This window comes from Achromobacter sp. D7-1 (assembly GCF_059760445.1).
This window is the reverse complement of the sequence record NZ_JCBAMT010000044.1, coordinates 21509-44009: the sequence shown is the minus strand read 5'-3', so window position 1 is coordinate 44009 and position 22501 is coordinate 21509. Positions and strand designations below refer to the sequence as shown.

Annotated in this window: 21 protein-coding genes and 1 tRNA gene; 11 read left to right on the top strand and 11 right to left on the bottom strand. The window is 67.7% G+C overall.

What is annotated here, in order from left to right:
* The first annotated feature begins 4 nt into the window (after positions 1-4).
* From AC6LKD_RS19005 to trpC, 5 genes are all read left to right on the top strand, one after another.
* Positions 5-712, top strand: a complete 708-nt coding sequence (locus tag AC6LKD_RS19005) for a phosphoglycolate phosphatase (RefSeq protein ID WP_492275853.1) — start codon at positions 5-7, stop codon at positions 710-712.
* 260 nt (positions 713-972) lie between these two features.
* Entirely contained in the window at positions 973-2493 is a 1521-nt protein-coding gene (gene trpE / locus AC6LKD_RS19000) for an anthranilate synthase component I (RefSeq protein ID WP_498117096.1), read from the top strand.
* Between the two features lie 57 nt (positions 2494-2550).
* Positions 2551-3117, top strand: coding sequence for an aminodeoxychorismate/anthranilate synthase component II (locus AC6LKD_RS18995; RefSeq protein WP_013391096.1), 567 nt, complete (start codon positions 2551-2553; stop codon positions 3115-3117).
* Positions 3118-3129: 12 nt separating this feature from the next.
* Positions 3130-4161 carry an anthranilate phosphoribosyltransferase gene (gene trpD, locus AC6LKD_RS18990; RefSeq protein ID WP_013391095.1) on the top strand — a complete coding sequence of 344 codons (1032 nt, stop codon included), beginning with the start codon at positions 3130-3132 and terminating at the stop codon, positions 4159-4161.
* Positions 4158-4946: an indole-3-glycerol phosphate synthase TrpC gene (gene trpC, locus AC6LKD_RS18985; protein WP_498117095.1), complete on the top strand. Its 789-nt coding sequence runs from the start codon at positions 4158-4160 to the stop codon at positions 4944-4946. The genes trpD and trpC overlap by 4 nt, the downstream gene beginning before the upstream one ends.
* 9 nt (positions 4947-4955) lie before the next feature.
* Here the strand turns inward: trpC and AC6LKD_RS18980 are convergent, their stop codons facing one another.
* The gene (locus AC6LKD_RS18980) at positions 4956-6836 is read right to left on the bottom strand and encodes a sigma-54-dependent Fis family transcriptional regulator (RefSeq protein ID WP_498117094.1); all 1881 of its coding nucleotides are present in this window, start codon (positions 6834-6836) and stop codon (positions 4956-4958) included.
* Between the two features lie 304 nt (positions 6837-7140).
* Here AC6LKD_RS18980 and adh point away from each other — a divergent pair, with 304 nt between their 5' ends.
* Positions 7141-8670: an aldehyde dehydrogenase gene (gene adh / locus AC6LKD_RS18975; RefSeq protein WP_332014785.1), complete on the top strand. Its 1530-nt coding sequence runs from the start codon at positions 7141-7143 to the stop codon at positions 8668-8670.
* A gap of 57 nt (positions 8671-8727) precedes the next feature.
* The gene (locus AC6LKD_RS18970; RefSeq protein WP_042795603.1) at positions 8728-9105 is read left to right on the top strand and encodes a DUF779 domain-containing protein; all 378 of its coding nucleotides are present in this window, start codon (positions 8728-8730) and stop codon (positions 9103-9105) included.
* 32 nt (positions 9106-9137) lie between these two features.
* Here the strand turns inward: AC6LKD_RS18970 and AC6LKD_RS18965 are convergent, their stop codons facing one another.
* From AC6LKD_RS18965 to AC6LKD_RS18955, 3 genes are read right to left on the bottom strand one after another with little or no spacing between them, the layout of a single operon-like run.
* Positions 9138-9305, bottom strand: coding sequence for a hypothetical protein (locus tag AC6LKD_RS18965; RefSeq protein WP_013391090.1), 168 nt, complete (start codon positions 9303-9305; stop codon positions 9138-9140).
* Between the two features lie 42 nt (positions 9306-9347).
* Positions 9348-10001 (bottom strand): 2-hydroxychromene-2-carboxylate isomerase, encoded by a 654-nt coding sequence (locus AC6LKD_RS18960; protein WP_498117093.1) that lies wholly within the window; start codon positions 9999-10001, stop codon positions 9348-9350.
* Between the two features lie 16 nt (positions 10002-10017).
* Positions 10018-10365: a DUF2917 domain-containing protein gene (locus tag AC6LKD_RS18955; RefSeq protein WP_498117092.1), complete on the bottom strand. Its 348-nt coding sequence runs from the start codon at positions 10363-10365 to the stop codon at positions 10018-10020.
* Positions 10366-10400: 35 nt separating this feature from the next.
* On the opposite strand from AC6LKD_RS18955, the gene AC6LKD_RS18950 reads away from it, so the two are divergent.
* Complete coding sequence (locus tag AC6LKD_RS18950) at positions 10401-11318, top strand: LysR substrate-binding domain-containing protein (protein ID WP_498117091.1); 918 nt, start codon at positions 10401-10403, stop codon at positions 11316-11318.
* Between the two features lie 113 nt (positions 11319-11431).
* Positions 11432-13492 carry an LTA synthase family protein gene (locus AC6LKD_RS18945; protein ID WP_498117089.1) on the top strand — a complete coding sequence of 687 codons (2061 nt, stop codon included), beginning with the start codon at positions 11432-11434 and terminating at the stop codon, positions 13490-13492.
* Positions 13493-13511: 19 nt separating this feature from the next.
* On the opposite strand, the gene selD is transcribed toward AC6LKD_RS18945, so the two are convergent.
* Positions 13512-14576, bottom strand: a complete 1065-nt coding sequence (gene selD / locus AC6LKD_RS18940) for a selenide, water dikinase SelD (RefSeq protein ID WP_498117088.1) — start codon at positions 14574-14576, stop codon at positions 13512-13514.
* A 139-nt stretch (positions 14577-14715) separates the two neighbouring features.
* Between selD and AC6LKD_RS18935 the strand changes: the two genes are divergently transcribed.
* Positions 14716-15816, top strand: a complete 1101-nt coding sequence (locus AC6LKD_RS18935; protein ID WP_498117087.1) for a transglutaminase-like domain-containing protein — start codon at positions 14716-14718, stop codon at positions 15814-15816.
* A 19-nt stretch (positions 15817-15835) separates the two neighbouring features.
* Entirely contained in the window at positions 15836-16375 is a 540-nt protein-coding gene (locus AC6LKD_RS18930; protein WP_498117086.1) for a TlpA disulfide reductase family protein, read from the top strand.
* Between the two features lie 22 nt (positions 16376-16397).
* Here AC6LKD_RS18930 and AC6LKD_RS18925 read toward each other — a convergent pair.
* The 6 genes from AC6LKD_RS18925 to fdxH all read right to left on the bottom strand — a co-directional run bounded on the left by AC6LKD_RS18925 (position 16398) and on the right by fdxH (position 22497).
* Positions 16398-16493, bottom strand: a tRNA-Sec gene (locus AC6LKD_RS18925).
* 23 nt (positions 16494-16516) lie between these two features.
* On the bottom strand, positions 16517-18451 hold the full coding sequence (gene selB / locus AC6LKD_RS18920) for a selenocysteine-specific translation elongation factor (RefSeq protein ID WP_498117085.1): 1935 nt from the start codon (positions 18449-18451) through the stop codon (positions 16517-16519).
* Entirely contained in the window at positions 18448-19884 is a 1437-nt protein-coding gene (gene selA, locus AC6LKD_RS18915) for an L-seryl-tRNA(Sec) selenium transferase (RefSeq protein ID WP_498117084.1), read from the bottom strand. The genes selB and selA overlap by 4 nt, the downstream gene beginning before the upstream one ends.
* 1 nt (position 19885) lies before the next feature.
* The gene (fdhE, locus tag AC6LKD_RS18910) at positions 19886-20818 is read right to left on the bottom strand and encodes a formate dehydrogenase accessory protein FdhE (RefSeq protein WP_498117083.1); all 933 of its coding nucleotides are present in this window, start codon (positions 20816-20818) and stop codon (positions 19886-19888) included.
* Between the two features lie 154 nt (positions 20819-20972).
* Positions 20973-21605 carry a formate dehydrogenase subunit gamma gene (locus tag AC6LKD_RS18905; protein ID WP_498117082.1) on the bottom strand — a complete coding sequence of 211 codons (633 nt, stop codon included), beginning with the start codon at positions 21603-21605 and terminating at the stop codon, positions 20973-20975.
* Positions 21598-22497: a formate dehydrogenase subunit beta gene (fdxH, locus tag AC6LKD_RS18900; protein WP_013391078.1), complete on the bottom strand. Its 900-nt coding sequence runs from the start codon at positions 22495-22497 to the stop codon at positions 21598-21600. Before fdxH ends, AC6LKD_RS18905 begins: the two co-directional genes overlap by 8 nt.
* Positions 22498-22501 lie beyond the last annotated feature (4 nt).

The window sequence follows — 22501 nt, the reverse complement described above, 5'->3', positions numbered from 1 at the left end:
CGACATGACCGTTTTTCGCGCCGCGCTGCTGGACCTGGACGGCACCCTGCTGGATTCGATTCCCGACCTGGCCTTCGCGGCCAACGCCATGCGCGTGGAGCTGGGCATGTCGCCGCTGCGCGAAGACGTGGTGGCCACCTTCGTCGGCAAGGGCGTGGACAACCTGGTGCGCCGCAGCCTGGCCGGCAGCCTGGACGCCGCCGACCCCACTGCCGCCGAGTTCGATGTCGCCCGCGCCGCCTTCTATCGCCACTACCACCTGTCCAACGGTGAGAAAGCGCAGATCTACCCCGGCGTCATCGAAGGCTTGAAGCTCATGCGCGAGCAGGGCCTGAAGCTGGCGGTGGTGACCAACAAGCCCACCGAATTCACCCTGCCGCTGCTGCAGCGCACGGGCCTGGCGGGCTTTTTCGACGCCGTGGTCTGCGGCGACACCTGCGAGCGCCGCAAGCCGGATCCCGACCAGGTGTTGCATGCCTGCGACTTGCTCGGCGTCGCCGCGGAGGAAGCCGTGACCATCGGCGATTCGGTCAATGACGCCCAGGCGGGCCGCAGCGCGGGCACCCAGGTCCTGGTGGTGCCTTATGGCTACAACGAAGGCCGCGACGTGCGCGAGCTGGATGTCGATGGTATAGTGGACACGCTAGTCGCTGCCGCCGAGTGGGTCGTGATCTGGAATCAAAACCGGAACGCGGCAAAAACAGGCTCCTGAATACTTGGCGGCTCACCGCGAATTCAATACTGAACAAAGCTCAATGAACGTTTCCATCCAGAACCAAATGCTCGGCGCCTCGTGGCGCTGGTGGCGTTTGTCTTCCGGGTGGCGATGATCCCTCCCGGCCCTGGACGCGTATGCCGCCTAGTGCCGTAGCTGTGTAAAACACAGAGCCAAGCCCGGAACCAGTAACCTGGACCGGGCTTTTTTGTTGTGCGCCTGGTCCGAAAGCAGATAAATCGCTCACGAGACCCGACATGACCGAAATCGAATTCAAGGCCCTCGCCGCACAAGGCTACAACCGCATCCCGCTGGTCGCCGAAACCTATGCCGACCTGGACACCCCGCTGGGCATCTACCTGAAGCTGGCGCATGCCGGCCCCCAGGGCGGGCGCATGACCTGCCTGATGGAATCGGTGGTGGGCGGCGAGCGCTTCGGCCGCTATTCCTTCATCGGCCTGCCGGCCCGCACGGTGATCCGCGCCAGCGGCACCCGCACCGAAGTGCTGCATGACGGCAAGGTCGCCGAGACCCACGACGGCGATCCGCTGGCCTTCATCGAGCAGTACCAGAGCCGCTTCAAGGTCGCCCTGCGCCCGGGCATGCCGCGCTTCTGCGGCGGCCTGGCGGGCTATTTCGGCTACGACACGGTGCGCCACATCGAGCCCTGCCTGGGCCCCGCGGTCAAGCCGTTTCCCGCCGGCATGGAAGGCGGTACGCCCGACCTGATGCTGATGCACGTGGACGAGCTGGTCATCGTCGACAACCTGGCCGGCCGCATCTACCTGATGGTCTACGCCGACCCGAGCCAGCCCGAGTCTTACAGCCGCGCCCAGCAGCGCCTGCACGACCTGCGCACCCGCCTGCGACGCCCCGTGGAAATTCCCTACAGCCACTCCAGCATGCAGACCGAAGAGCGACGCGACTTCAAGAAGGAAGACTATCTGGCGGCCGTGCACCGCGCCAAGGAACACATCGCCGCCGGCGACCTGATGCAAGTGCAGATCGGCCAGGTCATCGCCAAGCCCTTCCGCGATTCCCCCCTCTCCCTCTACCGCGCCCTGCGGTCGCTCAATCCCTCCCCCTACATGTACTTCTGGAACTTCGGCGACTTCCAGGTGGTCGGCGCGTCGCCGGAGATCCTGGTGCGCCAGGAGCGCGTGGTGGAAGACGGCGAACCCAAGTCGCAGATCACCATCCGTCCCCTGGCTGGCACCCGCAAGCGCGGTGGTACCCCCGAGGAAGACGCCGCCCTTGCCGCCGAACTGAAGGCCGACCCCAAGGAAGTGGCCGAACACGTGATGCTGATCGACCTGGCGCGCAACGACGTGGGCCGCGTGGCCCAGGTGGGCTCGGTCAAGGTCAGCGACACCATGGTGATCGAGCGCTATTCGCACGTAATGCATCTGGTATCCAACGTCACCGGCACGCTGAACCCGGGCATGAGCAGCATGGACGTGCTGCGCGCCTCCTTCCCCGCCGGCACCTTGACCGGCGCGCCCAAGGTCGAGGCCATGAAGATCATCGACGAACTCGAGCCCGTGCGCCGCGGCATCTACGGCGGCGCGGCCGGCTACCTGAGCTACGGCGGCGAAATGGACGTGGCCATCGCCATCCGCACCGGCGTCATCAAGGACGGCACGCTGTATGTGCAGGCCGCCGCCGGCATCGTGGCCGACTCCAACCCCGAAGCCGAATGGGCCGAAACCGAAGCCAAGGCCCGCGCCGTGCTGCGCGCGGCGGAGCAGGTGCAGCACGGCCTGGACGAGCCCATCTGAGGCCCCGCCCCCAACCGGACATATCCGGGCCGCCGGGCGGCCCTAGAGGAGAATTAAATGCTGTTGATGATCGACAACTACGACTCTTTCACCTACAACCTGGTTCAGTACTTCGGTGAACTGGGCGAGGACGTGCGCGTGGCGCGCAACGACCAGATCACGCTGGAAGAGATCGCCGCCATGAATCCGGACCGCATCTGCGTGTCGCCCGGCCCCTGCTCCCCCGCCGAGGCGGGCATCTCGGTGCCCGTTATCCAGGCCTTCGCCGGCAAGAAACCCATCCTGGGCGTGTGCCTGGGCCACCAGGCCATCGGCGCGGCCTACGGCGGCGACATCGTGCGCGCGCAGCAGATCATGCACGGCAAGACCGTGCGGATCTCGCATACGGGCACGGACATCTTCACCGATCTGCCCACCCCCTACACCGTGATCCGTTACAACTCGCTGACCATCGATCCCGCCACCCTGCCCGACTGCCTGGCCGTGACCGCGACCGCGCCGGACGGCGACATCATGGGCGTGCGCCACAAGACCCTGCCGCTATACGGAGTACAGTTCCATCCCGAGTCGGTGCTCAGCGAGCACGGCCATGCCCTGCTCCGCAATTTCCTGAACCTCGCCTAAGAAGGACGCATCGTGACGATTTCCCCCGCCGAAGCGCTGACGCGCTGCATTGAACACCGCGAAATTTTCCACGACGAAATGCTGCATCTCATGCGCATGCTGATGCGCGGCGAAATGTCGCCGCAGATCGCAAGCGCCCTGCTGATGGGCCTGCGCGTGAAGAAAGAGACCATAGGCGAGATCACCGCGGCCGCGCAGGTCATGCGCGAATTCGCCACGCCCGTGGTCACGCCCAACCCCGCCGACCTGCTCGACATGTGCGGTACCGGCGGCGACGGCAGCCATACCTTCAACATTTCCACCACAGCAATGTTTGTGGCAGCCGCCGCCGGCGTGCCGATCGCCAAGCACGGCAACCGCAGCGCCTCGTCCTCCAGCGGCAGCGCCGACGTGCTGGAAGCGCTGGGCGCCAACCTGGTGTTGACGCCCGAGCAGGTGGCCGAGTGCATCCAGGCCACCGGCATCGGTTTCATGTTCGCGCCCGCCCACCATGGCGCCATGAAGAACGTGGCCGCCGTGCGCAAGGAGCTGGGCGTGCGGACGATCTTCAACATCCTGGGCCCGCTGACCAATCCGGCCGGCGCCGCCAACCAGCTGATGGGCGTGTTCCATCCGGACCTGGTCGGCATCCAGGTGCGCGTGCTGGAACGCCTGGGTTCGCGCCACGTGCTGGTGGTGCACGGCAAGGACGGCATGGACGAGGCCTCGCTGGGCGGCGCCACCCTGGTCGGGGAACTCAAGGACGGAAAAATCCTCGAATATGAGATCCATCCCGAGGACTACGGGCTATCCATGATGTCCAACCGGAGCATCAAGGTGTCCAATCGCGAACAATCGCGCGAGCTTGTCATAGAGGCGCTCGAAAATGTCGAGGGCACCGCCCGCGACATCGTCGCGCTCAATGCGGGACTCGCCATCTATGCTGGCAATAAAGCCGATTCCATTCCCGAAGCCTTAGCACTAGCATTCGAATTGATCTCCACCGGCGCGGCGCGAGCCAAGCTGGAAGAATTCTGCGCATATACCCGGAAATTCCTGAAATGAACGATATTCTCGCGAAGATCCTCGCCGTCAAGGCCGAGGAAGTCGCCGCCGCTCGCCAGATGCGCAGCGAAGCCGAAGTCCTGCGCGAAGCGCAGGCGCGGCAGGACGTGCGTGGCTTTGCCCAAGCCATCGAAGACAAGATCTCGCAAGGCAAGGCCGGCGTCATCGCTGAAATCAAGAAAGCCTCGCCCTCCAAGGGCGTGCTGCGCGACCCCTTCAATCCCCCGGAAATCGCCTCCACCTATGCGGTGCATGGCGCAGCCTGCCTCTCGGTGCTGACCGACGTGCAGTTCTTCCAGGGTTCCCACGACCACCTGCGCCAGGCGCGCGCGGCTTGCTCGCTGCCGGTGCTGCGCAAGGACTTCGTGATCGACCCGTACCAGATCATCGCCGCGCGCGCCATGGGCGCGGACTGCGTGCTGTTGATCGTGGCCGCGCTCAGCCCCGCGCAATTGCGCGACTATGAAACGCTGGCGATGGAACTGGGCATGGACGTGCTGGTGGAAGTGCACGACGCCAAGGAACTCGACATCGCGCTGACCATGAAGACGCCACTGCTCGGCATCAACAACCGCAACCTGCGCACCTTCGAGACCAGCCTGTCGAACACGCTGGACCTGCTGCCCCGGATCCCCGCGGGCAAGCGCGTCGTGACCGAAAGCGGCATCCTCAAGCCCGAAGACGTGCAGCTGATGCGCCAGCACAAGGTCGATGCCTTCCTGGTGGGCGAAGCCTTCATGCGCGCCAAGGATCCGGGCGCGGAACTTGCGCGCCTGGTGGGCTAGGCAAAAAAACTATCTTGCGCGCGGCGAGGCCAGCGCCGCAGCGCGCCGGTACAGCGTGCTGCGGTGCACGCCCAATGCGCGCGCCGCGCGGCTGACGTTGCCGCCGTGAGCGGCCAGGGCCTCGCGAATCGCAGCGTCCGTCATGGCTTGCAGATTTGCCGGATCGCCGTCGCCGCCTGTGGCTTGCGGCGCTGCCGCCGCGCCGCGGATGTCGGCGGGTAGCATGTCGGCGTCGACCATGCCGGCAGGCCCTGCCAGCACGTGCAGCGTGCGCAATACCGCCACCAGTTGCCGATAGTTTCCTGGCCACGCGTACGCCACCAGGATCGCTTCGATATCGGGCGGCAGGACCGGCCCCGCACCCTGCGCCGCCCACAGGCCGCGCAGCAACTCCAGGCGGTCGGCGCGCGCACGCAGCGGCTCCAGCGTGACGGTGTATTCGGCGATGCGGAAATACAGGTCCGGGCGCACCGGCGCGTCGGGCCCTTCGTGGGCCAGCGGCCGGTGGGTCGCGCACACCAGCGCGAAGTCCACGGACACCGGCCGCGCCGCGCCCAGCGGCGAGACTTCGCGCGTCTGCAACACGCGCAACAGGCGCGATTGCAGCACCAGCGGCATATCGCCGATCTCGTCCAGGAACAGCACGCCGCCATGCGCCTGGCGCAGCAACCCCTTGCTGCCCTGGCGGCGCGCGCCGGTGAAGGCGCCGTCTTCGTAGCCGAATAGTTCGGACTCGATCAGGCTTTCAGGCAGCGCCGCGCAATTCACCGCCACGAACGGCCCGGAGGCCCGCTTGCTGCGCGCATGCAACTGGCGCGCGAACACTTCCTTGCCCACACCGGTTTCGCCCTGCAGCAGGATGGATACGCCCGCGTCCGACAGGTGCACGGCGCGCGCCAGCGCACCCAGGGTCGCGGCATCGAAATTCGGCGCGGCAGGGCGCGAGCCCGCGGTGGGCGGCAGCAGCGGCCGTGCCGGCGCCTGCGGCGCGCGCGAGCGCGGCCAACGCAGACGCGCGTGGTACACGGCGCCCGATCGCGTCAGCACCCTGCCGGCCGCGTCGGGGCAGCGCTCCATCTCGCCGTCGAACACGTCGGCGTAGCGGTACACGCCCAGGGCGGTGGGCGCCAGGCCCAGCGCCTGTAAGGCGCGGCGGTTGGCTCCGATCAACAGGTCGCCCTGGAAGGCGAGCAGGCCTTCGCCCGGCGCGCCCAGTCCGGAATGGTCCACGTGCAGCCGCAGCACGGCGTGCTGCTCATAGGCTTGTTCAAATAAACGGTGCTCGATCAGGTCCACGGCGGCGCGCACCAGTTCCAGCACGTCGGGGCGGAGATCGCGGGCCGGGCTGGACAGGTCCAGCACGCCCAGCGTGCGGCCTTCGCTGTCGGTAATGGGGACGGCGGCGCAGGTCAGGATGCGGTTGGGTTCGAAATAGTGTTCCGCGCCATGCACGGCGATGGGCCGGCCTTCCACCAGCGCGGTGCCGATGGCGTTGGTGCCTGCGGCCGCTTCGTCCCACGGCGCGCCGGGCATCAGCGCCACGCGCGACGCGCGCTGGGCGAAACCGGTGTCGCCGTCGGAGTCCAGCACCAGGCCTTGCGCGTCGGACAGGATCACCAGGCCATCGCTGCCGCCGGCCTCGCGGCGCAGCATGGACATGGCGGGTTCGGACAGCCGGCGCAGCGCCTCATTGCGCTGCTGGGCCTCGCGCAGTTCGCCCTGGGTCATGAGCTCGGCGCGGCGCACCCCGCGCATGTCGAATCCCAGGTCGGCGCAGCGCCGCCACGATCGCAGGATGGGCTCGGCGACCATGCCGCCGGGCACCGCGCCTTGCTGGTTGAACAGCAGGCGCGCTTGCGTCAGCGCGTGCTGACGGGAATGAGTGGCCATGCATGTCTCCTGGGACAGGCGTTCTGCGACACCTGTTCCGCGACGATGTCGCAAAAAGCGACAGGGAAGGCTCCCACGCCGCACCCGCTGCGCGGGCTTGCTGCCCCCCAGGGGGCTGGCCCGCCTTGGGACGGCCCGGCGGCGGGCCGGCCCTCGAGGGGCTCTGCTGCCTATTGCCCGTTCTGAAACCTACTTTCGCATGCAAGCCGCGGGCTGTCCAGCGGGGAAGCCCCGACTGGCACGCTCCTTGCTTGATACAGGACAGGCAGCCGACTGCCGCTATCCCACAATACCGGAGACAAGCATGGACATCGCGACCCGCATCACCCCCGACTCCTACGGCACGCGCCTGGACCTGAAGACCCAGTACGACAACTTCATCGACGGCAAGTGGCAGAAGCCCGCCGACGGCGAATACTTCGACAACGTCACGCCGGTCACGGGCCAGGTGCTGACGCGCAATGCGCGCTCGAAGGAACGCGACATCGAACTGGCGCTGGACGCCGCGCACCGCGCCGCGCCTAAATGGGGTGCAACCCCGGCCGCGCAGCGCGCCCACATGCTGATGCAGATCGCCGATGTGATGGAGGCGAACCTGGAGCGCCTGGCCACGGCCGAAACCTGGGACAACGGCAAACCCATCCGCGAAGCGCGCGCCGCCGACATTCCGCTGGCGATCGACCACTTCCGCTATTTCGCTTCTTGCATCCGCAGCCAGGAAGGCGGGCTGTCCGAGATCGACAGCGACACGGTGGCCTACCACTTCAATGAACCGCTGGGCGTGGTCGGCCAGATCATTCCGTGGAACTTCCCCATCCTGATGGCGGCATGGAAGCTGGCGCCGGCCCTGGCCGCGGGCAACTGCGTGGTGCTCAAGCCCGCCGAGCAGACGCCGCTGGGCATCCTGCTGCTGATGGAACTGATCGGCGACATCCTGCCCCCGGGCGTGATCAACGTGGTCACGGGCTTCGGCCTGGAAGCCGGCAAGCCGCTGGCCTCGAACAAGCGCATCGCCAAGATCGCCTTCACCGGCGAGACCACCACCGGCCGCCTCATCATGCAGTACGCCTCGCAGAACATCATTCCGGTGACGCTGGAGCTGGGCGGCAAGTCGCCCAACATCTTCTTCGCCGACGTCGCCGCACAGGACGATGATTTCCTCGACAAGGCGGTCGAAGGCTTCGTCATGTTCGCGCTGAACCAGGGCGAGGTCTGCACCTGCCCCAGCCGCGCGCTGATCCAGGAGTCCCTGTACGACAAGTTCATGGAGCGCGCCCTGAAGCGCGTGGCCGAGATCAAGCAGGGCAATCCGCTGGACGCGGACACCATGCTGGGCGCACAGGCTTCCACCGAACAGCTGGAGAAAATCCTGTCGTACCTGGACATCGGCAAGCAGGAAGGCGCCGACGTGCTGGCCGGCGGCTCGCGCGCGCAGATGCAGGGCGCGCTGGAGGGCGGCTATTACGTGCAGCCCACGGTGTTCAAGGGCCACAACAAGATGCGCGTTTTCCAGGAGGAAATCTTCGGGCCGGTGGTGGCCGTGACGACCTTCAAGGACGCCGACGACGCGCTGGCCCTGGCCAACGACACGCTCTACGGCCTGGGCGCGGGCGTGTGGTCGCGCGACGCCAACACCTGCTACCGCATGGGACGCGCGATCAAGGCGGGCCGCGTATGGACCAACTGCTATCACGCCTATCCGGCGCATGCGGCATTCGGCGGCTACAAGCAATCCGGCATCGGGCGCGAGAACCACAAGATGATGCTCAACCACTATCAGCAGACCAAGAACCTGCTGGTGAGCTACTCGCCGAAGAAGCTGGGTTTCTTCTGACCTGCTTGTGTTCCGGCGCCGGGCCGCGAGGCCCGGCGCGCCTCAAAGGAGCCTGACATGGCAGAGCAAACGCCGCGCGTGGTCGCCACCGACGAGGCGCGCAGCCTGATCGAGACCCTGCGCGCCAAGCATGGCCCGCTGATGTTCCACCAATCCGGCGGCTGCTGCGACGGCAGTTCGCCCATGTGCTACGCGCAGGGCGAATTCATGGTGGGCGGTTCGGACGTGCTGCTGGGCGAATTGGAGGGCTGCCCGTTCTACATGGGCGAGGACCAGTTCGCCTATTGGGAGCACACCCAGCTCATCATCGACGCCGTGCCCGGCCGGGGTGGCGCCTTCTCGCTGGACAGCGCGGAAGGCAAACGCTTCCTGCTGCGTTCGCGGCTGTACTCGGACGAGGAATGGGCGCGGGTGGCGCCCGTCAGCAGGGGCTAGCTGCACCCCCTGAGCAGATTGCGCGCGAGGCCCTAGCGGCCCCGCGAGCCTCTATGCGGACTGCCCTTGTCCGGCGTGCCGGCATCGACAGCCTGTTTCCACTGGAACGACACGCGCCGGATGCGCGCGGCGCGGAATTGCGTGAACGAACGGCCGCCCGGCATGGGCGCGCCGCGATAGGCACTGCTGGCGTTTTTCATTGCTGAAAGAGGTGTGAGGAAAAAACTTGCGCGGGCAGCGGCTCAGGGGCGCGCGGCGGACGAGGTCCAGGCGCTGGCGGGCGCCGCGCGGCGGGTCCATTCCAGCGCATCTTCTAGGCGGTCGTTGCCCCAGAACATCTCGCCATCCACGAAAAAAGTCGGCGCGCCGAACAGGCCCAGGTTGCGCGCCTGGTCGACCTGGCCGCGCAGCGCTTCCTTGGCGGCTTCGGACTTGCCGCGGGCGATCAGGGCATCGGCGTCCAGGCCCAGGTCCGTCAGCAGTCCGTGCACCACGTCCTCGGACTGGATGTCCAGGTCGCGCTGGAAGTTGGCCCGAAACACCGCCACGCAGAAATCGCGGCCCCAGGGCTCGTCCTGGCCCAGCAGCGCAATGCGCGCGGGCAGCACGCTCATGCGCGGAAACAGGCGCGGACGGTTGTAGACCAGGCCGTACTTTTCGGCCAGGCGGGCGATATCGCGCATCATGTAGGCACCCTTGCCCGGGAACAGCCGGAACGGCGTGTCGTTCCAGCCCTGCGCCTGGAAGATCGGGCCCAGCAGAAAGGGCCGCAGATCGACCCGGACCGCGGCCTCCTGCGCCAGGGCGTCGATGCGCTCTATCGCCAGATAGCTATACGGGCTGGCGAAATCGAACCACATCTCGATGCGGGGCGTATCGGGCAGAGGCGCGGTCATGACTAGGGCTCCGAGGCTACTGGGAAATTAGCGCGACCTGCGCATCCGGCAGGCCGCTGAGAACGACATCGCGATCGCTGCCGACGGTGATGGAATCACCGGCTTGAAGCACGCTGTCATCGAAGCGCTGGTATTCGGACAGCCACAAGGTGCCAGCGTGACACACGATGCGGACGCCCGAAGCGTGTTTGAGCAGCATAGTCGAGCCGCCGGCCAGACGGAATGACATTCCCGCAGTGCAACATACCTGGATCATGGCGTACCCCTGGGCCGCGGCGGCGGCGATCGCGGCGGATTGCGGGGCTCTGCGCCCCTTACCCGTCGTCTGAGTCTTATTGGACGCCCTGGAGGTACTATTGCTCAAGCGACATTTCCGTCCGATACGCATGAGTTTTATGAATGCCATATCCGCTGGCCAAACTCCCGCCGCTTGATCTGGTCCGAGGCTTCGTGGCCGTGGGCCGCCGCATGAGCATCACGCTGGCCGCGCAGGACCTGCATGTGACGCAGTCGGCCGTGAGCCGCCAGATCCGGGCGCTGGAGGCTCATCTGGGCGTGCCGCTGCTGGTGCGCGGATTCCGCAGCGTGTCGTTCACCTCCGAAGGCGCGCAGCTGTTCCGCATGGCCGACGTCTGGCTGAGCCAGCTGGGCGACCTGACCGAGCAGCTGCGCGCGCCCGAACGCCGCACGCCCGTCACCGTCACCACCACCATAGGCGTGGCCTCGCTGTGGCTGTTGCCGCGGCTGGGGGACTTCCAGGCGGCGTATCCGCACATCGACGTGCGCGTGGCGGCCGACAACCGGCTGATCGACATCGACCGCGAAAGCGTGGACATCGCCATCCGCTACAGCCTGCGCGATGGCGTGCCGGACAACGCGGCCTGGCTGTTCGGCGAGGCGGTGGTGCCGGTAGCCCACCCCTCGCTCAAGGCCCGCCTGCTGGATGCCGAGGAACTGCAGCGCCACGTGCTGCTGGAATTCGACGACCCGACGCGCCCCTGGCTGCAATGGTCGGAATGGCTGAACGCGCGCGGGCTGGGCCGGGCACCCGCCCGGGGCATGCTGCGCTTCAACCAGTACGACCAGATCGTGCACGCGGCACTGGCGGGCCACGGCATCGCGCTGGGACGGCTGGCGCTGATCGCGCCGATGCTGGCGGACCAGCGCCTGGAGGCCGTCGGCGGCCAGGCCGCCAGCGCCACCGAGCACGCCTACTGGCTGGTGCGCAATACGCGCCGCGCCACGCCCGACGCCGACGTCGTCACGCGCTGGCTGATGGAACAGGCGCAAGCCACCGCGCGCGACCTGACCGCGTAGGCGCCCCCGCCCCCCGGACGCCGCGCTACAAAATCCATACAGATCTTCATAACTTGGGACTGCTGTTCCAGTAGATTGCGGCGCGTGTCCGTAACCCTGCTCCCAAGATGTTGATGAGGCTTTTCCGTCCGGCGTCGGGGTGGCAAGACTGGCTCGCCAACTTTCAGCGTTCCTGCCTGGTCCTGCTGGCCCCCTGGCTGATCAGCGTGCTCGCGCAAAGCGCCGGGCGCGGCTACCTGCTGCTGCGCCATGCGGCGCCGGGGACCTATGACGCGCTGCCCCAGGACGTGCGGCGCAGCCTGACGACCGGGCTGCTGTTCGACATCAAGGTCGCCAGCATCGCCTGTGCGGCACTGCTGCTGCTGTCCATGGCGGCGGCCGCCAAACCCGGTTTGCAACAGCGCTGGCAACGCTGTCTGCCGGGGCTGGGCGCGATCATGGCGATGCTGTTCACGGCCATCACGATCGTCAGCGTCTTCTACTTCGCCACATTCTCGCGCTCGATCGACATTTTCGTGTTCGGTTTGGTCGACGACGACACCCACGCCATCCTGATGACCCTGTGGCACGGCTATCCGCTGACGCAGGCCGGCCTGCTGCTGGCGGCGGTGCTGGCCGGCACCTGGTGGCTCGGCCGCCGCTGGCGCCGCCGGGTGCAGCGCATGCGGTTCAAGCGTCGCCCATTCGCGCCCAGCCTGGTCCGGTTCGTACTGATCATCGCCGCCACCGTGCTGGCCTGTAGAGGCTCGCTGGGCAGGTTTCCGCTCAACAAGGACGACACCAGCATTTCGTCGCTGCGCCTGCTCAACGACATTGCGCCCAACGGCATATCGGCCTTTTCCTGGGCCCTGTCGGATCGCGGCAACGACAAGCGCTTCGAACCCGTCACCGCGCGCGAAGGACGCCTGCTCTACGAGCGCTTCCTGGGCTGGCCGGGCGACGGCCTGCGGCCCTTCATGGCCGCAACCGGCCCCAATCCGGCGGCGGCGGCGCGGCCGCCCCACGTGGTGCTGCAGGTCATGGAGAGCATGGGCGCGCATCTGAACGCTTATGACCGTCCCGGCCGCGACCTGCTCGGCGCGCTGCGGCCGCACTGGCGCCAGGACTGGATATTCGAGCGCTTCGTGGCCGAAGGCAACGGCACCATCGAATCGTTGAGCCTGCTGCTGGTGCGCAGCCCGATTGCCGCCGTCGGCCAATCGTCGGCGGCGGATACGCCCTTCGCCAGCAATGCCTTCACGCCTTTTCTGCAACGCGGCTACCGGGTCGTCTTCGTCACGTCCGGCGCGGCCACCTGGCGCAACCTTGGCACCTTTGCCACCAAGCTGGGCGCGCACGAATTCGTGGACCAGCAAACCCTCAGGGCACGCTATCCCCAAGCACGGGCCGGAACCTGGGGCGTGCCCGACGAGTACATGTTCCGCTACATCGAGGAGCGGCTGGCGCAAGGCACCGAGGATGGCCTGCCGCTATTCATCGTGGCCTTGTCCACCACCCACCATCCCCCGTTCATCGTGCCGGAAGGCGGCCAGCGGGGTGGTCTGCCCCTGGATGACGTGGCCAGCCTGCCGTATTTCAAAAGCTGGGATACGCTGGCCGCCGCTTTCGACACGCTGCGCTACGCCAACGACCAGTTGGGCGGCTTCCTGACGCGCCTGAAAGGCTCGGCCAACGCGTCACGCACCATCGTCGCGGTAACCGGCGACCACAACATCCTGGGCATCGACTATCAGGACCCGAAGGACGCGGCGCTGGCGCGCGCCGTGCCGTTCTATCTGTACGTGCCGCCGGCCTATCAAGCGCAGGCGCGTTACGACCCGGCGCGCGTGGGCAGCCACAAGGACATCCTGCCCACGCTGTACCACCTGAGCCTGCCGCAAACCCCCTACTTCCGCAGCGGTTGCAACCTGCTGGCCGCGCGGCCCGACCCGGCCTGGTGCTTCGGCTTCAACAACGGGCACGTGATGCTGACGGATGAAGGGGCGTTCCGGCCGGACAAGCCCGGCCGCATCTTGCCCTGGGCAGGTCCGTCGGGACTGGCGCTGGAGGCAGAACAGGACGCTACGGCCGAGCAATGGGCGGAGCAGGTACGGCTGAACGCCTATCCGCGGCTGCTGCACTGGCAGATCAACTACCAGGTGCAGGAGCTGGGCCGCACAGGCCAGGCGCGCTAGCCCATGGGAAGCCAAGGCTTCAATCGACGCGCACTTCCGGTTCGCCCGCGCGCATGTCGCCGATGACGGCCGCCTGTTCAAAACCGTGCTGGCGGAACAGGTCCAGCACCGCCTGCGCGGCATCCGGCGTACACGCCACCAGCAGGCCGCCCGCGGTTTGCGGGTCGGTCAGCAAGGCGCGCTCGGTGTCGCTCACGCCCTCGCCCAGACGCACGGACGCGCCATAGGAGGCCCAGTTGCGGCCGGACGCGCCGGTGATCACGCCGTCCGCGGCAAACGCCTGCACGCCGGGCAGCCAGGGCAGCGCATCGCGCCGCACATGCGCGGTCAGTTGCGCGCCGCGCGCCATCTCCAGCGTGTGTCCCAGCAGGCCGAAACCGGTCACATCGGTGATGGCGTGCACGCCTTCCATGGCGGCCAGCGCCGGACCCGGCCGGTTCAGGCGCGTGGTCTCGGTGATCATGGCGTGGTAGCCGGCGTCGTCCAGGCGGTTCTTCTTCAGCGCGGCCGACAGGATGCCCACGCCCAGCGCCTTGCCCAGGATCAGCACGTCGCCGGCGCGCGCATCGGCATTGCGCTTGATGCGGCCGGGATGCACCAGGCCCATCGCCGCCAGCCCGTAGATGGGTTCGACGGAATCGATGCTATGGCCGCCGGCCACGGGTATGCCAGCGTCCTTGCAGACCGCTTCGCCGCCGCGCAGGATGTCGGCGATGACGCTGTGCGGCAGCACGTTGATCGGCATGCCCACGATGGCCAACGCCATGATGGGCGTGCCGCCCATCGCATAGACGTCCGACAGCGCGTTGGTCGCGGCGATGCGGCCGAAATCGTAGGGATCATCGACGATGGGCATGAAGAAGTCGGTGGTGGCGATCAGCGCCTGCTCGTCGTTCAGCCGGTAGACCGCCGCGTCGTCGGCGGTCTCGGTGCCCACCAGCAGATCGGGATAGCTGACCGCCGGGCCGAAGCGCTTGAGCAGCTCGGACAGCACGCCGGGCGCGATCTTGCAGCCGCAGCCGCCCCCGTGCGAAAGCGAAGTCAATCGCGGCACTGCCGCGCTGGCAACATCCTGGGTGGTCATCTGAATCTCCATTGGTCAGTGGAAAAGGATAGCACCGCCCCCGGGATTGGCCCTATGATGATCCGGCAGCACGCAGCAACGGACGGCCGCCCGGCCCCGGGCGCACCGACAGCCAATCTTCACCGTGAGTGAGGGCTACATGGATCGCCGACATTTTCTCCGTTTCTCGGGCGCCCTGTGCGCCGCCAGCGCGGCACTGCCCAGGGCGGCGCGCGCGGATCTCGCCCCCGTCAGCGCCGACTGGCGCGCCTTCGAACTGACCACCGACATTACCGTGCAGGACCCGGGCGCGCATGCGCGCATCTGGATTCCGGTTCCCTACGCCACGGACACCGCCTACCAGCGCGGCGCGCAAAGCAGCTGGCAGGTCAGCGGCGGCGGCAGTGCGCAGCTGACGCAGGCGCCCGGCTATGGCGTGCAGATGCTGGCCGTGCAATGGCCGGATGCGCAAGCGCCACGCAGGGTCACCGTCACCAGCCGCTTCCAGACCCGCAACCGGCGGGTGGACCTGAGCCAGCCTCCCGCTGCCGGCATCCCGCAGGAAAGCGCGGCGGCGCTGCGCGAATTCCTGCAGCCCACCGCGTTGCTGCCCACCGACGGCATCGTCAAGAACACTGCCGACCAGATCACCCGCGGCCATCGCGGCGATCTGGCGCAGGCCCGCGCCATCTACGAATGGGTCGTCGAGAAGACCTGCAGGACCGCGTCCACCCGGGGCTGCGGCGTGGGCGACGTGCGCTACATGCTCACGGCCAACGATCTGAACGGCAAATGCGCCGACATCAACTCCCTGTTCGTCGCGCTGGCCCGCGCCGCCGGCATACCCGCCCGCGACGCCTACGGCCTGCGCGTGGCGGACTCCGAGTTCGGCTACAAAAGCCTGGGCAAGGCGGGCGACGTCACCAAGGCGCAGCACTGCCGCGCCGAGTTCTATGCCGCCGGCTACGGCTGGGTGCCCGTGGACCCGGCCGACGTGCGCAAGGTCATGCTGGAAGAGCCTCCCGGCGAGCTGCCGCTGACCAACGCCAAGGTGCGCGCCGCGCGCGTCATGCTGTTCGGCGCCTGGGAGATGAACTGGGTGGCCTACAACCATGGCCACGACGTGGTCCTGCCCGGCGCCGCCCATGGCCCCGTGCCTTTCCTGATGTATCCCAACGGGGAAACCGCGGCCGGCCGGTTGGACAGCCTGGATCCCGACAGCTTCAGCTACAAGCTCAGCGCCAAGCCGATTGCCATCTGAGTCCAGCCAGGGGACCGCCATGATCAGCCGCCGCCTACTCCTGCAGTCCGGCCTGTCGCTGGCGGCCCTGCCCTGGTTTGTCCGGGCCGCCAGCGACGATGCGCTCAAGAAGGCCACCGGTCCGGACTGGGCTCCCTGGACCACGGCCACGCCGCCCCTGGCCTTGCCCGACCTCTCCGGCCGCGAGAAAAAGCTCTCCTCCTGGCGCGGCAATGTGCTCATCGTCAGTTTCTGGGCCACCTCTTGCGAGCCCTGCCGCGACGAAATCCCCATCATGTCCGCCATGGCCAAGCGCCATCGCGAGGAAGGCTTGCGCCTGGTGGCGGTGAACGTCGGCGATTCGGCGGCCAAGATCAGCACTTTCCTGGCGAAGTGGCCGGTCGCCGGCACCGTGCTGCATGACAGGAACAGCACGGTGTCGAAACAATGGGACGCGGTCGGGCTGCCCGCGAACTATCTGGTGGATCGCGGCGGATCGGTCCGCTATTGGCACCTGGGGCAACTGGACTGGAAATCGGACCGCGTGGGCGGCGTGGTGACGGGGCTGCTGCGGGCCTAGCGCGCGGGCGCCGCGCGAAGGATGGCGGAAGGCAGCAGGAGTCGAACCTACCTGGGAACGTCTGACGTCCCCAACTGGGTTTGAAGCCCAGCCGTGCCACCGGGCACGAATGCCTTCCATGGTGGCCGCTCATGATACCGGTTACTGCGTCAGGCGCGTGCTGCCGTAGGCGCTTTCCTGGCGCAGCACGTGCGCATCGCGCACCCGCCGGGTGTAGCCCACGCGGTCGAAGAACTCCAGGATCTGGATCGCGCGTTTCCTGCCCAGGCCGGTGGCGTCACGGAACGCTGCGGCGTTCAAGCCTGCCGGCTGCGCCGTCAGGCCCTGCGCCAGCGCCGCCAGCCCGGCCACCTGATCGCGGTGATAGAACAAGTCCTTCACCACCTGGGCCACTTCGCCGCGCCGCAAGAGCTTGCGCAGCAGCTGCCGCACGCGGTCCTCGGGCTCGCCCAGCGTACGGGCCAGGTCGCGCACCCAGGGCGGGTCGAAGGCGCCGGCCGCCAGCAGGGGCAGCAGGCGCTCAGCCAGCGCCGACTCGTCGGGCGCCAGGGTCGCGGTATGGCCGGGCAGATGCAGCCAGGGGCCGTTGCGCACGATGCGGCCGTCGCGCTGCAGATCGTCCAGCACCGCCAGCCACAGCGCATCCGGGCCGACGGGCATGGCCATGCGGCGCAGGCGGGGGCCGTCCGGCCCTGGCTCGTCGGACGCGCCTTGGTGGAACGCCACCAGCGCCTGCTCCACGCGGACGCGCATTGCGTCCCAATGGGCCGCAAGAATCAGGGTACGCGGCGCCTGCGGCGTGCGCGCCTCCAGCCATAGCGCGCCATGCGGCGCGGGGATTTCAGCCACGGGCCGGCCGGTCAGTCGCTGCAAGGCGTCTTCGTCCAGGCCCAGCGCGGCATGCTCCAGCACCGGATGCAGGCCGGCGCCGTCCAGCATGGACGACAGAGCCTGCAACCACTGCATGCGCGCGGCGGAACGGCGCTTGCGGTCTGGCGCGTTCGGATCCAGTACCCGGCCGCCGCCCACCGTGCGCGTGGCCTGCGCGTTGCGCACGATATAACGGTCGCCCGGCATGACGCAGACCGGTTCGTCGAACACCAGCTGCACCCAGCCGGACTGCCCCGGCGCCAACGACTCCGCGCTCAGCGGCACCACATGCGCGACGTGGCGCGCCGCGCCGATGTGCACATGCAGCGGCGCCCAGGCGCGCACCGGCGCATCGGCAGATGCCAGCAGCGTCAGCGCCACATCGACATGGCGCGACGGCAGGAAGCAGCGCGCGTCTGCGATCCAGTCGCCGCGAGCTATGGCGTTCTTGTCCATGCCGGCAAGATTCAAGGCGCAGCGCTGGCCGGCCGCGCCGGTCTCGCTGGGCTGGTTCTGGGCGTGGATGCTGCGCACCCGCACGCGCGTGCCGGCAGGCATCAGCCGCAGATCGGCCGCTTCGTCGCCGGCGCGGGCCAGCCCGGCATGGGCTGTGCCCGTCACCACCGTGCCGTGGCCGGCCAGGGTGAAAACCCGGTCGACGGCCAGTCGGAACAGGCCGGCGTCATCACGGCGGCGCATGGTCTGCGCCTGGGCGTCCAGGTGCGCTTTCAGTCCAGCCACGCCCGCATCGCCAGATTGCGATGCGCACACGGCGTACAACGGCGCGTCCTGCAGAAAGGTGCCAGCGGCAAGCTCCGCGATCTCGGCGCGTACCGCCTGCAGCCGCGCGGCGTCGGCTCGGTCGGTCTTGGTCAGCGCCACCGCGCCGCGCGCCACGCCCAGCAAGGCCAGGATGGCCAGGTGCTCGCGCGTCTGCGGCATGACGCCGTCGTCCGCCGCCACCACCAGCAGGCCGAAATCGATGCCGCTGGCGCCGGCCGCCATGGTGTGCACCAGCTTCTCGTGGCCAGGCACATCGATGAAGCCCAGCACGTCGCCGTTGGGCAAGGGCGTGTAGGCGTAGCCCAGCTCGATCGAAATCCCGCGCGCTTTCTCTTCCTTGAGCCTGTCGGTGTCGACGCCGGTCAGCGCCCGCACCAGCGTGGTCTTGCCATGGTCGATATGGCCGGCGGTGCCGATGATCATGCCTGCTCCGCCAGATGCGCCAGCTGCGCGGCAAAGTCCGCTTCGTCGCGCACTTCCAGGCAGCGCAGGTCCAGCCACAAGGCGTCGTCGGCAATGCGGCCGATCACGGGCACGGGCAGGCGGCGCAGCCGCGTCTCCAGCTTGTCCAGATGGCGTCCCGCGCGGCCGCTGCCGGTGTAGCGCACGGCCAGGCCGTAGCTGGGCAGCTGGTCCACCGGCAAGGCGCCGCTGCCGATCTGGCTGAACATGGGTACGGCTTCGACCGCGTACGGCTCGCCCGCCGCGTGCGCCAGAGGGCCGCGCAGACGTTCGGCCTGCGGCTGGATGTCGCGCTGCGGGCGGGTCAGCAGGCGCAGCGTGGTCAGTCGCTGGGCCAGGAATTCTGGCGCGCGATACAGGCCCAGCACCGGCTCCAGCGCCGCCAGGGTCAGCTTGCTGACGCGCAAGGCGCGCTTCAGCGGGTTCTTCTTGATCTTGCGGATCAGATCCTTGCTGCCCACCAGCAAGCCAGCCTGCGGACCGCCCAGCAGTTTGTCGCCGCTGAAGGTGACCAGGTCGGCGCCGGCCGCGATGGTCTCGCGCACGGTGTCTTCCTTGGGCAGACCGAATTGCGTCAGGTCAACCAGCGTGCCGCTGCCCAGGTCCACGGTGGCCGGCAGGCCGCGCGCATGCGCCAGGGCCGCCACTTCGGCCACGCTCACGCTTTTGGTGAAACCGGTGACCGCATAGTTGCTGCAATGCACCTTCATCAGCATCGCCGTGCGCGGGCCGATGGCGTTTTCGTAGTCGGCGGCGTGCGTGCGGTTGGTGGTGCCGACTTCGACCAGCTTGGCGCCGGCGCGCTTCATGATGTCGGGGATGCGGAACGCGCCGCCGATCTCGACCAGTTCGCCGCGCGACACCACCACTTCGCGCCGGTCGGCCAGCGCGTTCAACATCAGCAGCACGGCCGCGGCGTTGTTGTTGACGACGGTGGCGGCCTCGGCCCCCGTCAGTTCGCATAGCAGGTCGTCGATCAGGTCGTCGCGGTCGCCGCGTCCGCCGGTGTCCAGATCGAATTCCAGATTGGCGGGAGTCGTGAGCGCGCGCAGCACCGAGGCCACCGCCTCGTCGGGCAGCAGCGCCCGGCCCAGATTGGTGTGCAGCACGGTGCCGGTCAGGTTGTACACCGCACGCAACTTCGGCTCGGCGGCGCGGGCCAAGGCTGCGGCCACGCGCGACGCCACGGCATCGGCATCGAGTTCCTGGCGCGGCAGCCCGCCGGCCAGCGCGCGTTCGCGCATCGCGTCCAGGTCGCGGCGCAGGGCCGCCACCACCTGGGTCCTGCCATGCTGGTCCAGCGCGGCTTGCATGCCCGGCGCGTTCAGCAGCCGGTCCAGGGAAGGAATGTCGGAGACCGCGGCCGCGCCGCCATCGGGCGTATGCGCAGCCATGCTATTCCTCCGATCCGTGCCACAGCAGCGGATTGCCGCTGGCCCGCGAATAGCCGGCCTCGCCGACCAGCACGTCCAGCATCAGGCTGGCCAGGTCGTCGGCCACGGGCTCCACCTGCAGGTCCTTGTCCTGGTAGAAGATCTTGCGGTAGGTATGGCAGTGGTCGCAGGTTTCGGCCTTGATGGCGGGCGTGCGGCCTTCGATGGCCTGGTAGGCCACCGACTCCACGTCTTCGCAGTGCGAGCACTTCACCCGCACCATGTGCCATTGGGTCGCGCACAGGCTGCAGCACAGGTAGCGGTAGCCTTCGAACTGCCCGCCCACGCGCACCACGCTGGCCACCGGCAAGCTGGCGCACACCGGACAGACGCCGAAGGGACTGGCCACCGGCAGTTGCTTTTCATCGAAACGGCTGGCCAGGTCGGTCCAATAGACCTGCAAGGCCGCCATCACGAAGGGTGCCACGGCGCCGTCGACGCCCTGGTCCTGTTCGGACAGCACGGCTTCGGCCAGGTCCTCCAGCGACTCCGGGTTCTCGGCCAGCGCGCGGCGCAAGGTGGCGCAGACCTCGACGGCCTCGGCCGGCACGTCCTTGACACCGGCCACGTGGTCTATCAGTTGGCCCAGTATGCCGCGCCACAGGGGATCGCGCGGCCAGCCCACCGCCTGCAGGGGCGGCATGCCATGCGCCTGCGCCAGCGAAATGCGTTCTTCGGACGCTTCGGGCGCCGCGCAATCCTGCAAGGCGCGGTGCTGGGCGTCGACCAGATGCGCCATCAGCAGCAGGTAGTCGGCTACCGGGCTGTCCGTCGCCAGCTGCCGCAGCCGGGCCGCGCGCGTGGCGAACACCGACCCGCGTTCCGGCAGGCTGACACGGGGGATGCGGTTGTGGTCTAGCGCTTCGATCTCGCCGCGCGGAAGAATTCGCTGCACTTGCGTCTCCAGATAAAAAAACACGGCTGCCAGCCTTCAAGGAGAAGGATAGCAGCCGTTGGGCGGGTATGTGAGGGCCGGGAGAAGGCCCCATTTGCCGCAGAGCAAGCGGCACGCACGCAGTGCGCGCGCCGTGGGGGCCCTTCTTCCCTTTCTATTTTCGGATTTGTTCGCGGAACCAGGCGCGGTGATGCTTCCAGGCCCAACCCGCCGTCACGTACCCGCGCAGCATCGCGGTCAAGGAGCCCTTGACCCAGATGGCTGCGTAGATGTGCACGATGATGGCGCAGATCAGCACCAGCGCGCTGACGGCATGCAGCACCGAGGCGGCGCGGATGACCCAGATCGGGAAATAGAACGCGAAGTACTCGCGCCAGATCACGATGCCGCTGACGAACAGGCCCAGCATGCACAGGATCAGCATATAGAACAGCAGCTTCTGGCCGGCGTTGTACTTGCCGACTTCGGGCAGCTTTTCCTCGCGGTTCTCGACCACATCGTTCAGTTGCCGCATCCACTGGCGGTCGGCCTTCGTCATGAGGTTGTGCCGCCACATGTGGCCGGCGAACACGACGAAGCAGGCGAACATCACCACCCCGATGAAGGGATGCAGGATGCGCGTCCAGGGGCCGCCTCCGAACAGGTTGCTCAGCCAGTACATGGACGGGTGGAACAGCGCCAGCCCGGACAGCGCCAACAGGATGAACGTGAAGGCGATGATCCAGTGGTTGGTGCGTTCGCCCGGCGTATAGCGCTTGATGCGGCGGTAGTGGCGGTCTTCACTCATGGCGCACCTCCTCTTCGGCACGGCGTTCGTCTTCCTCGGACACCTCGTTGCGGCCAACGCGGGCGTAATGGAAGAAGCCCGCCAACGCGGTCAGGGCCATCACGGCCACGCCCACGGGTTTGGACAGGCCCTTCCATAGCGAAACCATGGGACTGATCTGCGGGTCCTTGGGCAGCCCGTGATACAGCCCGGGCTGGTCGGCATGATGCAGCACATACATGACATGGGTGCCGCCCACGCCCTGCGGGTCGTACAGGCCTGCCTTGTCGAAGCCGCGCGACTTGAGGTCGACGATCCGTTCCTCGGCGTGCTGCGTCATGTCTTCCTTGGTGCCGAAGACGATGGCGCCGGTGGGACAGGCCTTGACGCAGGCCGGTTCCTGGCCGACGGCCACGCGGTCGGAACACAGGGTGCACTTGTACGCCTTGTGGTCCTTCTTGGAGATGCGCGGCACGTTGAACGGACAGCCGGTGATGCAGTAGCCGCAGCCGATGCAGTTCTCTTCGTGGAAATCCACGATGCCGTTGGTGTACTGGATGATGGCGCCCGGCGAGGGACAGGCCTTCAGGCAGCCTGGGTCCTCGCAGTGCATGCAGCCGTCCTTGCGGATCAGCCATTCCAGGTCGCCCTGCGGATTCTCGTATTCGGAGAAGCGCATGACCGTCCAGGAATGCTCGGTCAGGTCGGCCGGATTGTCGTAGACGCCGACGTTGGTGCCGATCTCGTCGCGCAGATCGTTCCATTCCATACAGGCGCTTTGGCAGGCTTTGCAGCCGATGCACTTGGAGACGTCGATCAGCTTGGCCACCGAGCCCGTGATGGGCTCGCGGATGCCGGGCGGCGGCGTGGTGGTGGCGGAGCGCCGCTTGATGTCTAGGGATTGCATGGACATGACG